Annotated in this window: 11 protein-coding genes; 2 read left to right on the forward strand and 9 right to left on the reverse strand. The window is 45.4% G+C overall.

Annotated features, from left to right (window positions below):
- Positions 1-116 precede the first annotated feature (116 nt).
- Genes LZG73_RS12320 through LZG73_RS12330 form a run of 3 tightly spaced genes read right to left on the reverse strand, consistent with a single transcriptional unit; the run spans position 117 to position 4134 of the window.
- Positions 117-1295: a glycosyltransferase gene (locus LZG73_RS12320; protein WP_233849591.1), complete on the reverse strand. Its 1179-nt coding sequence runs from the start codon at positions 1293-1295 to the stop codon at positions 117-119.
- The gene (locus LZG73_RS12325) at positions 1292-3469 is read right to left on the reverse strand and encodes an exopolysaccharide transport family protein (RefSeq protein WP_233849593.1); all 2178 of its coding nucleotides are present in this window, start codon (positions 3467-3469) and stop codon (positions 1292-1294) included. The genes LZG73_RS12320 and LZG73_RS12325 overlap by 4 nt, the downstream gene beginning before the upstream one ends.
- Positions 3466-4134, reverse strand: a complete 669-nt coding sequence (locus LZG73_RS12330; RefSeq protein WP_233849595.1) for a TolC family protein — start codon at positions 4132-4134, stop codon at positions 3466-3468. Before LZG73_RS12330 ends, LZG73_RS12325 begins: the two co-directional genes overlap by 4 nt.
- 110 nt (positions 4135-4244) lie before the next feature.
- On the opposite strand from LZG73_RS12330, the gene LZG73_RS12335 reads away from it, so the two are divergent.
- A complete protein-coding gene (locus LZG73_RS12335; protein WP_233849604.1) occupies positions 4245-4862 on the forward strand; it encodes a DapH/DapD/GlmU-related protein in 618 nt (205 codons plus the stop codon).
- Between the two features lie 46 nt (positions 4863-4908).
- On the opposite strand, the gene LZG73_RS12340 is transcribed toward LZG73_RS12335, so the two are convergent.
- The 4 genes from LZG73_RS12340 to LZG73_RS12355 all read right to left on the reverse strand — a co-directional run bounded on the left by LZG73_RS12340 (position 4909) and on the right by LZG73_RS12355 (position 8491).
- Complete coding sequence (locus LZG73_RS12340) at positions 4909-6123, reverse strand: sugar transferase (RefSeq protein WP_233849606.1); 1215 nt, start codon at positions 6121-6123, stop codon at positions 4909-4911.
- A gap of 11 nt (positions 6124-6134) precedes the next feature.
- On the reverse strand, positions 6135-6524 hold the full coding sequence (locus tag LZG73_RS12345; protein ID WP_233849608.1) for a response regulator transcription factor: 390 nt from the start codon (positions 6522-6524) through the stop codon (positions 6135-6137).
- Between the two features lie 472 nt (positions 6525-6996).
- Entirely contained in the window at positions 6997-7914 is a 918-nt protein-coding gene (locus tag LZG73_RS12350; RefSeq protein WP_233849617.1) for an energy transducer TonB, read from the reverse strand.
- A complete protein-coding gene (locus LZG73_RS12355; protein ID WP_233849619.1) occupies positions 7907-8491 on the reverse strand; it encodes an RNA polymerase sigma factor in 585 nt (194 codons plus the stop codon). Before LZG73_RS12355 ends, LZG73_RS12350 begins: the two co-directional genes overlap by 8 nt.
- 141 nt (positions 8492-8632) lie before the next feature.
- Here LZG73_RS12355 and LZG73_RS12360 point away from each other — a divergent pair, with 141 nt between their 5' ends.
- Entirely contained in the window at positions 8633-10486 is a 1854-nt protein-coding gene (locus LZG73_RS12360) for a von Willebrand factor type A domain-containing protein (protein ID WP_233849621.1), read from the forward strand.
- A gap of 12 nt (positions 10487-10498) precedes the next feature.
- Here the strand turns inward: LZG73_RS12360 and LZG73_RS12365 are convergent, their stop codons facing one another.
- Positions 10499-11080 (reverse strand): DUF4202 domain-containing protein, encoded by a 582-nt coding sequence (locus tag LZG73_RS12365; RefSeq protein WP_233849623.1) that lies wholly within the window; start codon positions 11078-11080, stop codon positions 10499-10501.
- A 21-nt stretch (positions 11081-11101) separates the two neighbouring features.
- The gene (locus LZG73_RS12370; RefSeq protein WP_233849625.1) at positions 11102-11572 is read right to left on the reverse strand and encodes a hypothetical protein; all 471 of its coding nucleotides are present in this window, start codon (positions 11570-11572) and stop codon (positions 11102-11104) included.
- Positions 11573-11579 lie beyond the last annotated feature (7 nt).

Raw genomic sequence — 11579 nt, forward strand, 5'->3', positions numbered from 1 at the left:
CAATGCCAGTAACAGCGCGATCTGCCTAGTCTTTTTTTGCAGCGGCGAAAGATGGTCGAAAGTCGGCTTCTTTTTCTTTTCAGTTTTTACCGGATAAATTTTCATATCGGAGCTGGCTATATCTGGGTTTGATCCGTTTGTCCACCTCGTGTGGCCACAGAAATCTGATTGGCCTTCCGCGCATTAAGCAAAGCAAGAACTTGAAAAGCAATGAATTTCGGAATGTTCACCAGCGACTGATAAATCTTCGGATCGGTCTCGGATTTGCGCAATGAAATGTAAAATCCTGCTACGAAAACACACAGGCCCACGAACCACATGATTGCCACCGGGATGGAAATGAAGAGGTTAACAAACATGAAAAAGACAGACAGCAGCAAAAAGATAAAAAGCGGCGGCCTGAGCAGCACGAGGCCAAACAGCGTCTGGTTCCAGTTGAAACTGATCAGTCCGTTGAAAAATATCTTGAAACCCAATGCGAAATACTTGAACCAGGTGTTGATCCAGCGTGCCCGCTGCTTCACCAATTGATCACTGCCCGTGGTTTTTTCGTCATAAACCACAGCTTTCTCCGCGAAAGCAATGCGGTATTTTCGACTGACAATCCCTTCTTGCAAAACCTTGTCAAAACCTGCCCCGGTTACATCCAGATGTCCCAGGCATTCTTTATAAAGCGCAGTTGTAAACGCCATTCCGGAGCCCGCCAATGTGGCAGAAGAGCCTGCGCCAAAGAGAATTTTACCATCATAAAAATGATAATAAATATCCCGCGCAGCGTCGAGGCAAGCATAAGTCGTATCCAGATTTTTGGCCTCGCGAACGCCTTGAACCGCTTGAAAACCAGCATTAAAATACACATTAAGCTCGTGCAGATACTGCGGATCGGTAAGGTTATCGCTGTCGATGATGGTCAGGTGCGAATGTGGCCGGATGAAGTTGCGGATTGCGTAAAAGTGTGAGCGCGTGTTGCTTCCGAGCACGTGTTCCGGGCGAAGCAGCGACACTTTATCTGCCGGAAAATGCAGTCCGGTAATGTCGCATTTATCAGCCACAACGTAAATGTGATAGCGCTCATAATTGAGTTGCAACAGCGAGCTTACCACGGCAGGAAGCTGCTGCGTGTATTCATAAGCAGTGACAATGATTCCATAATCCGGCAGATTTGCGGCCGTTGCCTTGCTTACAAGCTTATCCTTCCCGCGAATGCTGTAAATGATGAGCAACACAACCGGAAAAACCAGATTGTAACCGATCAGTAATTGCAAAACCAGCCAGACCGCTTCGATTATTTTCATACTTCAACCGGTTTACCGATTTTGCCTGCCTGCTCAGGAATGTCTTCCGTATTGGTCAAAACCCATCCTGAAAATTTGTCGTCAAGATTGTTCAAATATTGGATCTTGGACTGATCATCATCCTGAATGGCACGACCAGCTGCGAAAACGGCAACCACACGGTCCGAGAATGTAATCCATTCTTTCGCCTTGTTCATGGCTGTGAGCGAATCCGTCTCAACCAATATAATGTCAAATTGCGTTTTCAGGATTTGCAGACGGTCGCCAATCGCCCTTTCGTCGGCAAGTTCGAGCAGTGACACGTCGCCGCCTTTGTTGCCAAGAATGCGGATCTGTCCGGAAGTGGCTTCAAGCACCGTGCTCGATTTCACAAAACCCTCAATGTTGTTCGTTTCCGGGTTCAGTTTGGAAATATCCGGCTGACCAAAGTTTCCGTCAATGATCAGCACCGATTTGTTGATTTTAGAAAAAGCCCAGGCCAGCGCGACTACAAATGATGTTTTCCCTACGCCATGCGACAGGCTCGTTACGGCAATCATCTTCGGATCATCGATCTCATTATCAAGCTCATAACGAATCGAGCGCACCAGATTTTTGTACAGACTCGTTTTGGCGTCCGAATCGTTCATGCCCGACAAGCTGAGGTTTGCTCCTTTGTCTAACGTGTTCAAATAACCCAGCACAGGCCGTTCCGTGGCATTGGCAAGCTGCAATGGATAGCGGATCGATTTGTCCAGATAAAAAAGAATAAAGAACACAAAAACACAGAAGACAAAGCTGATAACGCCCGAAAGAACGACCAAAACCATCTTTTTCGACGCCTGCACTTCACCCGGCATCGCTCTTTCTATGAGGCGCAGATAAACCGGAAAGCTGAATTCAAGACTGGCTTCGTTGTAGCGCTGCAATGCTTCAATGTATTCTTTGCTGGCAATATCAATCGACGTTTCGTATTCCTGGATCGTGGCTTCATTAGGAACCAGGCCATCAAATTTGCGATTAAGCCTGTTTAACTCACCCTGAATGGACGCAACGCTGTTTTTGGCGAGTTCGAGCGAAATTTCCATTGTCAGTTTCTGAGTTACCAGATCCTGTTTGAGCGCCATCGGATTGTAAGCATATTTATCCGTTGCCTCGTCAATTTCTTCCGTAAGCTGGTTTTTGAGTGAGTCGAGACTGAATTTCAGGCGCTGATCAAAATTGCTGAGCACATATCTTTCATTAAGCGCACGCAGATTGGTCTTTGTTGAAATAATTTTCTGGTTAATGCTCGTTAAAGCGCTCTCAAAATATTTCCGCTCAGTCGGGTCAAATTTCTTGTCAATGTTATTGATGGCCGCACCGAGGGAAATGATGTCTTTCTGAGCAACTTCTCTACGTGTTTCATAGTCGGCCATTTGCCCATAAATGCTTTTCGCCTGCTCATTCAGGTTCAATACGCGGTTCTGGATCTTAAAGCCCCTGAGCGTATTCATCCGCGCATTCAGCGCCGCGAGCTTTTGCAGCATGAAGTTTTTAAGAAAATCAATGGTTCTCTTGTTGTTCCCAACCACCCGGGAAGAGTTGTCCGAGATGAGTTCTTCGCTGAGCGTATTGATTACGTAGGCCGTAAATTGCGGGTTATCTCCTTCAAATTCAATGTCAATGTAGTCGCCTACGCCTGTGCGGTAAATGATGAGTTTTTCACGCAACGTATTGGCTCCGTAACCCATGTCTACAATAATTTTATTCAAGTAATTTTCATAGGAATTGGAAAGATACAGCTCTTCGCGGTTCTTATATTTCTGCGTAATCAGCGCGATCGCCTTGGCCTTGTCTGGCTTGCTCATTTGTTCCAATTCCTTTACGGGCTCATGCCAGGTGGAATCTTTTAACCCTTTTAAGTGATTGAGCAACAGACGGTAAGAAACCTGATCAATGGTTCTTTTCAGACGCAAAACCTGGATCAAGCTTTCAAATTTGCGCGCAATCTGCTGGTCCTGCTCATCCTTCGCTTTCGTCACAACCTGATCCGTCTTATCGACCAGTCCGGTTGCAATGCGTGCGTGTGATTCAAATGTGTCCGGCAAGCGCCTTACCAGGAAATAGCAAAGAATAACCGTGATCAGCGGGACCAGGATCAATGTGATCTTGTTGCGCTGCAGTAATTTCAGAAATTGTAAAAACTCGCTCATTTTATATCTTCTAATTTTTGTCCCAGTAATTCCTCCAGACTGCTTTTTGAAATTAAAACCTCACTTTCTGCATTGAGCAGGTTTTGATAATGGTCTGTCTGCATGACCAGCACCTGATTGTATTTTTCCAGCGACTCCTGCCCCATCTCAAAGCGTTTTCTAACATTGGAAACCATGCTTTCCACATCGAGCGCTGCATTGGACCGCACTTTGTAAACTGCCCTTTTCTGGATTAAAGTGAAATAACGTTTCTTGACTTCCGACACCATATTCAGATCAAACGACTCCTTATCATGCTGAACAAGAGCAAGTTCCCCTCTCGCTTGTTTAACAAGGCTTGGCTTTTGCAGGATAGCGCCAATGTTCACAAAGAAACCGAGTTGATATCCACTCAGTAAGGTCGGTGAAATCGTTGCCGTGTTGTTATTGGGACTGTATAAATAAGAAAAATTGAAAATATCGAAGTAAGACAGCCTGGCCTTTTTGATCGCATATTCAGCCACAATCACCCGGTCTTCGTACATTTTGATTTTGGGATAATTCGCTCGCGTAATCGCAATCAGTTTTTCGAGATATGCATAATCAACATCTTTGCTTAGAGATTCCTGGGCATGTGTGGTGTGAAGAATGAAAAACAGAGGAATTAAAAACACTGCGTATCTCATCGGCATTAATTTTTAGGAAAAATGTTAATTAAAATAATTTTTGCTTGATTTTGTAGTAATAGGAAATACATTTGGATAAAATTATTTCTACTTTTTCCTCTTCTTTCAGAATGGCCTTATCAGACCAAATCAAGAGCAACCCGCGATTAAAAAAATTCTTTCACTGGCTTCTCATTCCTACTAATCAAGCTCGTCCGAGACTCTGGGTCCGGGTAATCTTAAACCGGTTTTATCATCAGCGCGGAAAAAATGTTGTAATCAGGCGCTGGGTAAGGATGGATGTCGTTCCGTTCAATCATTTCTCAATCGGAGATAATTCCATGATTGAAGATTTCACTACAGTTAACAATGGTGTGGGGGATGTGCTTGTTGGTAAAAATTCGCTGATCGGACTTGGTAATGTGATCATTGGCCCGGTAACGATTGGCGACAACGTTATCCTTGCGCAGAATATCGTTGCCAGCGGACTGAACCACAATTATAGCGACACGATGCAACCCATTCATCAGCAAGGTGTAAGCGTTGCGCCCATAATCATTGAAGACGATTGCTGGATTGGTGCCAACACGGTGATTACGGCTGGTGTTACCATCGGAAAGCATTGCGTGGTTGCTGCGGGAGCTGTTGTCACGAAAAACATTCCTCCGTATGCTGTTGCGGTCGGAAATCCTGCAAGGGTTATCAAACAATACGACCAATCCCGCAACGAATGGGTTAAAACCAACTAGCATAAGCGTGTAAAGTAGATCCGATAATTTTAAAGATAGAGGAGGATTAAACGTTTTCTGATTGCAAGAGGGCTGGAAACGTCTTTAATATGATTTGCATGTCCATTTTGAACGAGAACTCTTTTGCATAAGTAATGTCCAGCTGCGTGCGCTCTTCTTCGGACATGTCCGCTTTGCCCTTGCCGCGCTTGGTCACCTGCCACAATCCGGTTAATCCCGCCGGACCTGCAAAACGAAGAATCTTGTCATCCGTTGTCATTTTCTCAGCCTCATAAAGCGGCAATGGCCGGTTGCCCACGAGCGACATATCGCCTTTGAGAATGTTGATCAGCTGCGGCAACTCATCCAGACTGCTATTTCTTAAAAACTGACCGAAGCGTGTAATCCGCGGATCGTTCTGAAACTTCATGAATGCAGCTTTCTGATCTTTCTGGAAGTGATAGAGCTTTTCGCAAATTTGCTTTCCGTCGTGGAACAAAAGGCTTTTACATTGATTTCCGGCAGCACATTCTTCGCACAAACCATTGGTCTCAATTTGCTGAGCAGGTTCCGTGTTCTTATTATACATGCTCAATGCCGCCATCTTTCGGATCAGCTGGTCGGCATCGGTCCGCATGGTGCGGAATTTATAGAGGTCAAAAATCTTGTAACCGCTTCCTACCCTTTTGGATTTGTAAAAAACGGGCCCTTTGGAATCGAGGCGGATTAGCAATGCTACCAGCAAAAACACCGGAAGCAATAGAATTACAGCCGTTCCCGTGGTTACAACGTCGATCGCCCTTTTCCAGAATGGCGTGCGCGTATTTTCAGCACTGATCTTTTCGGAAGCTTTGCTGGCCACATACCATTGTCTTTTTTTGAAATAACGGATGCGGGTAAGCAGGTCGCCGTCGTCGAAGCGCACGGAGAAAACATCGTCGGCATGGTGCTGGCGTGCCAAATCAATCGCATCCTGGGTAAGGTTATTCACCATGAGCACGAATGGAATGTTGCCAAAACCAGGACTGTTGCGGATAGTGTCTAGCAACTCAATGCCACCGCTCTCAGTGTGGGCCAGGATGATATCCGCGGGGAAATTCTCTTCAAGAGCACTCAGAACACCCGCTTTGTTGTCAAAATATTCAACCTGCAAAGAGTCTTCGTATTGCTTCGAAAATCTCAGATATTGTTCGAGATCTTTATTCAAATAAACAACTCTGAACTGAGCTACGTAAGGTTTCGGCTCAACAACCGTTCCTTCAATGGCGCTTGTCAATTCCATGATATGACTGATTAGGAGTAGCGTTTACTTCGGCGCAGGATCGCATTGATCTTGGCGTGAACTTCCATTGGATTAAACGGCTTCACCATAAAATCATCTGCGCCAAGGTTGAGGCACTGGATGCGTTCACTGCTTTCGTCCGATCCCGAAAGGATAATGATGGGAATTTCCGAGTACAAATTGCTGGCTTTGGCCACTTTAAGGAATTCTTTGCCGCTCAGATTCGGCATGTGCAAGTCTGCAATAATCAGGTCGGCTAGGTTACCTTGTTCAAGCCAGAGCATTCCCTCTGATCCATCACTTTTTATTACGACATTAAAGTCCTTCTTGAGAAAATGTTCCAGAATCTTGGTGATACTAGGTTCATCATCAATAATCAAAAGATTTCTTCTACTGCTCATGGGTTGAGTAAAAATATTCAAATTGGAAAGTGCTTGTTAGATGTAACCGTATGTTAAACTTGGAAGTCGGCCGTTTAAATGTACAAACTAGCATGCAATTATCTCGTAGAATTAGTAATAATACTGCCTATTACAAAATGTTACAGCAGAAATTATTCAAAAAGCTTGTTTGAAAAGGCTTTAACTCTGCAAAATCATCACTGGTTACTAATTATTAGTGATTTAAATGGAAACAATGATATATGTAGATGGGTAAAAGGAGTGCTCCTGTGTGTAGTAAAATTAAGGACAAGTATTTATATCTCAAAAAATAACCATTCTAAATTAAGGAATATTTTAAATTAGTTCTACAAAAATTATGTAACCACCTGATTTTGCCATGATTATTCCAATCCCCGGATAGTTATATCCTGAGATTTACTTGACAATCCGTGATTTACAAGCGGTTACTAAATGAAGAGCAGCCCGGTGCTTACTGCTTAAAGTGAAGCGTCACGCTAACGGTCAGCGTTAGTGGAACGCCATCACGCTTTACAGGGACCCATAACGGGCCTTGGCGTACAATGCGGATGGCTTCTTTTTGCAGTTCTTTCGGACCTTTTGCAGAGAAGTCGGACAAGGTGGCGTCCGCATTCACCAGAAAACTGACATGCACGTCGCCGGTGATGGCCGCGGAATCTGTATTTTGTTCTAAGTAAGCATTGTATGACTCCCATCCCATTAAAGGTTGGGGCATTAAACTGATAGCAGCAGGCCGCTGCGTTAGCGGGGCGGCAAAGGACTGTCTGGTTGTGGCCGCCTCCGACAACACCACATCATTACGCCGTGACTGCGAATCAGCAAACGCTCCTACGGTCGATGACTCCTCTTCCGCCAGATTTTCCTGAGGCGGCGCGGCAGCTAATTCCGGCTCTTGCGCAGGCACGGAAATAACCTCAGGAGGTTTAATGTTGCTTTTTGCAGGCATAGTCGGCGCTGGCTTTTGCGCGGACGGAACTTCTTCCTGTGGCGGCCCGGATGGAGCAGGCGCATCAGCCAATTTTTGAGAAGCTTCTGGCCTAACATCTTGTTTTGGATCAGAAACAAGCACAATCCAAATCGCGCCAAATGTGATAATCAATGTAGCAGCAACGCCATAAATCCAGGCGGGAACAATGCTCTCTGACCGACCTGCAATGCGTGCTTCAAGATTTTCGTTCAATTTAACATTGACCTGCGCAGTATCAAGCTCATCAACCTGCATAGCCAGAAAACCTTCGAAAGCTTCGGCAAACGCAGTGTCCTCCAACATTTGTTTTTCAAACAAATGCTGCTCCTTAGCCGACATTGCGCCACTGTGATAGCGATGAAAATTATCGAAAGTTGCCCTGTATGCGTTGTTTTCAGCCATTTTTATCCATGCAAATTTTCAAATTCCGCTTTCCATTTTGGATGTAGCTTTTCACTTTACCGGCTTCAAAACCAGTGGCTTCACTGATTTCTTTGTAACATTTTTCTTCCAGATAAAACAGCTCAACCGAAATCCGCTGCTCCCTGGTGAGCGTTTTCATGCAGTGCTCCAACGCATTGAACCGGTTTTCCGCTAGCGAATGCATTTCAGGTTCAGTTGCTGCGAGCTGCAATATTTCCTCATCGGCATCGAGGGCTGAAACATTGGCATAGCTTCGTTGCGTTCTTAGCTGCATTAAACAAAAATTGCGGGTAACGCTGTGCAGCCAGCTTTTAAAATTGTCGACTTCGTGTGTTCGCAGCTCCACTACAAGCTTCTCAAATATCTGCATCACCGCATCTTTGCAATCATCTTCCTCTTTTAAATATTTATAACAAATGGCAAAAACCATTTCCATATAAGGCTGATACAAAGCCCCTAACGCACCCACATCACCCGAGCGACGATAGGCCGCGAGTTGCTGGGCTTCCGAAAGCGGTGCCGTGTTGTTTGCTTTAAATACGTTTAAAAACCTCACATGTGCCGGTGTAAAAACATGTTAACGATGTGTGCTAACCACTGGATGCAGTTTTGATTACGATTCCATAATTTTTTCCAAAAGTTTTTATGGAATCTGTGTGCCGGATGCATCCAGTCAGTAAACTAAAACTTATTGACCATGAAAGCCAGAATCGTAATCCTTCTCTTTTTAGTGCTTGCCGCATTGGCATTGGTTCCCCGGGCCAAGTTGACGGGCGTTGTAACAGATCAAACGTTAAAACCGCTTCCTAATGTGACCGTAACGGCCAAAGGAACCGTATTTTCCACCAAAACCGATTCGCTGGGAAGATACGCATTCAACACGCCATCTTATACACGAACGCTCGTTTTCAGTTTGCCCGGTTATCAAACGCGTGAAATGAAGCTAACGAACGGCACATCATTAAATGTCCAGTTAGCGCCCGCTCTCGTGCAATTGGAGGAGGCGCTCACGCCTCGGGAAGATGTCCATTACGAGGTTACTCCCGGATTTATAGCCATGTCACCGGTGCAGGGTGCTTACGCAACGCCAATGAGGACTCATCCGCAAACAAACACGGAAAATTACAAGGCAATCGAGGAAAATGGGTTTCAAGTGGCAGTTCAGCAACCCGTTACAACATTCTCAGTGGATGTGGACAGGGCTGCCTACAGCAATGCCCGCCGTTTTCTGAACCAAGGTCAGTTGCCGCCCGTGGATGCGGTGCGGATTGAGGAAATGATCAATTATTTTGATTACGATTACCCCGCGCCCACCGGCGAGCACCCATTATCTGTAACCACGGAAATGACCGATTCTCCCTGGAACGCTGGGCTTAAACTGCTGCACATAGGGTTGCAGGCAAAAACTGTCGCGACCAAAAACCTGCCCGCTTCTAATCTTGTATTCCTCATAGATGTCTCGGGTTCAATGGCCGATGAAAACAAATTGCCTTTGCTTAAACAAGCATTCAAGTTGCTGGTGGATCAGTTGCGGGCTGAGGATAAAATCTCGATTGTTGTCTATGCTGGCGCAGCCGGTGAAATTCTGCCGCCGACTTCGGGAAGTGCGAAAATGAAGATCAAGGAGGCACTGGACAAATTGGAAGCGGGCGGCTCCACAGCTGGCGGCGACGGCATCGAGCTTGCTTACAAACTTGCGAAGGACAATTTTATAAAAAATGGCAATAACCGCGTGATCCTGGCAACGGACGGCGATTTCAATGTCGGCATTTCCAGTGAGGCCGACTTGCAGCGACTTGTCGAAGAAAAACGCAAAGACGGGATTTTCCTGAGCGTAATGGGATTTGGCATGGGTAATTTTAAAGACAGCAACACCGAAACGCTGGCCGATAAGGGCAATGGGAATTATGCTTACATTGATAACATTCAGGAGGCGAGAAAAGAATTTGTGCAGGAATTTGGCGGCACACTTTTCACAATTGCGAAGGACGTAAAACTGCAAATTGAATTTAATCCGCGCCACGTGCAGGCTTACCGGCTCATTGGTTATGAAAACCGCGCATTGAAAAATGAAGCCTTTCACGACGACAAAAAAGATGCGGGCGATATGGGCTCGGGTCACACCGTGACTGCATTATATGAAATCATTCCTGCGGGTGCGAAGAGTGAATATCTGACTCATAATGATGCACTTAAATATCAAAAACCCGACGCGTCCGACGCTGGGAAAACAGACGAAATGCTGACATTGAAAATCCGCTATAAAGCGCCGGACTCGGACGTTAGCAAGCTTTTCGATCTGGCCATTCACAACACATCCAAGCCCATTTCATCCTGCTCGGAAAATTTCCGTTTTGCAAGCGCTGTTGCTGAATTCGGTTTGTTGCTTCGCAACTCCGAGTTCAAGGGTTCGGCCAATTATGCGAATGTGATTGCCCGTGCCAAAGGCGCTTTTGGAAAGGATGAGGAAGGTTACCGCTCGGAATTTGTGAGACTGGTGAAAACAGCACAATCCTTGGATGGTTCAAATCAAACTGCCAGAAAAGATTGAGAATTTCAATTGTTAGCCATTCAATGCAATGTTAATCAAGCGCTTGCCTTCATCGCTGAATGTTAAGGTGAGCGCCATTTCCCGGCCTGGGTCACTCATTTTGGCCCAGGTCTTCCTTAAAATATCAATCATCTTATCCTCGCTTGTCTTTGCGATCAGGTCGTCATATTGATATTGTAAAAAGACGAGGCACAATGCGTTTTCCATTGTTTGCACTTCATCATCTGCCTTAATGCGCTGTTTTAGGATAATTTGTTTTACACGGTCAATGATTTGCTGATCATAACCAACCGATCCGAGGATTTCAGCGGCTTTCGAAGCGTGGAAACGGGAAAGATCACTGCGCCATTTGAGATAACCCACCCTCCCGTCGGGATAAGTGTTTCTGGCAATTTCCCAGCGACCAATGTGTTGCGCCCGGGACGCCAGGAGCAGACTTTCACTCGCATCGGGTTCCAGTTTTTTTACCCAATCATATAGTTTCAGCGCATAAAAATACTCGGAAGGATAGCTCATGCCTTCATGAAACATTTGTTCAGGTGCACGCTTGTTATATGCGTCAAAGCGTTCAAAAGCATTTTGAAGTTTTTCCATTGACAATATAAAGATTGGGGTTTACTCAGCAGCTTTGAATTTCAGGGAAATCCTGGTCACATTCGGATAATCGTAGGCCGTGCTCTGCGTTTTCATGGTGAAAACTTCTTTGCTAACTTCTTTTGGATCAATGGTCCACTCACCACCCTTCGCAGTTGTGTCCGCAGCGCCGACGGTTATATTCTGATCATTTTGTTTCCATTTTAGCAAAAAAGGCTTGGTTTCGCCCTTAAAGATTCCCGAAAATGTCCCGTCTTTTCGCAGCTCAACCGTCTCCATATAGCGCTCGAAATCGATGCCGCCAAACTGCTGTGTCATTTTACCATCCCGAAATGTAATGGCATCATTGACTGTAATTTCATCGATTTTCCAAAGCGGGACCTGCGTTAAAATAGCTGCGGCATCCTGAGGACTGTCTGCCTTGTTACAGGACGACAATTCCACCAGCATGCCGCAACAAATAATCCAAGTAAGTGCCTTTTTAAGAAACATGGTGAAA

Origin of the sequence: Dyadobacter sp. CY326 (assembly GCF_021390515.1) — a bacterium.
Classification (GTDB): domain Bacteria; phylum Bacteroidota; class Bacteroidia; order Cytophagales; family Spirosomataceae; genus Dyadobacter.

Bases quoted from the DNA above. Each gene is read 5' to 3' on its own strand.
- LZG73_RS12370 (WP_233849625.1), bottom strand. From the start codon at position 11,572: ATGTTTCTTAAAAAGGCACTTACTTGGATTATTTGTTGCGGCATGCTG.
- LZG73_RS12360 (WP_233849621.1), top strand. From the start codon at position 8,633: ATGAAAGCCAGAATCGTAATCCTTCTCTTTTTAGTGCTTGCCGCATTG.
- LZG73_RS12340 (WP_233849606.1), bottom strand. From the start codon at position 6,123: ATGGAATTGACAAGCGCCATTGAAGGAACGGTTGTTGAGCCGAAACCT.
- LZG73_RS12350 (WP_233849617.1), bottom strand. From the start codon at position 7,914: ATGGCTGAAAACAACGCATACAGGGCAACTTTCGATAATTTTCATCGC.
- LZG73_RS12330 (WP_233849595.1), bottom strand. From the start codon at position 4,134: ATGAGATACGCAGTGTTTTTAATTCCTCTGTTTTTCATTCTTCACACC.
- LZG73_RS12325 (WP_233849593.1), bottom strand. From the start codon at position 3,469: ATGAGCGAGTTTTTACAATTTCTGAAATTACTGCAGCGCAACAAGATC.
- LZG73_RS12365 (WP_233849623.1), bottom strand. From the start codon at position 11,080: ATGGAAAAACTTCAAAATGCTTTTGAACGCTTTGACGCATATAACAAG.
- LZG73_RS12345 (WP_233849608.1), bottom strand. From the start codon at position 6,524: ATGAGCAGTAGAAGAAATCTTTTGATTATTGATGATGAACCTAGTATC.
- LZG73_RS12320 (WP_233849591.1), bottom strand. From the start codon at position 1,295: ATGAAAATAATCGAAGCGGTCTGGCTGGTTTTGCAATTACTGATCGGT.
- LZG73_RS12335 (WP_233849604.1), top strand. From the start codon at position 4,245: ATGGCCTTATCAGACCAAATCAAGAGCAACCCGCGATTAAAAAAATTC.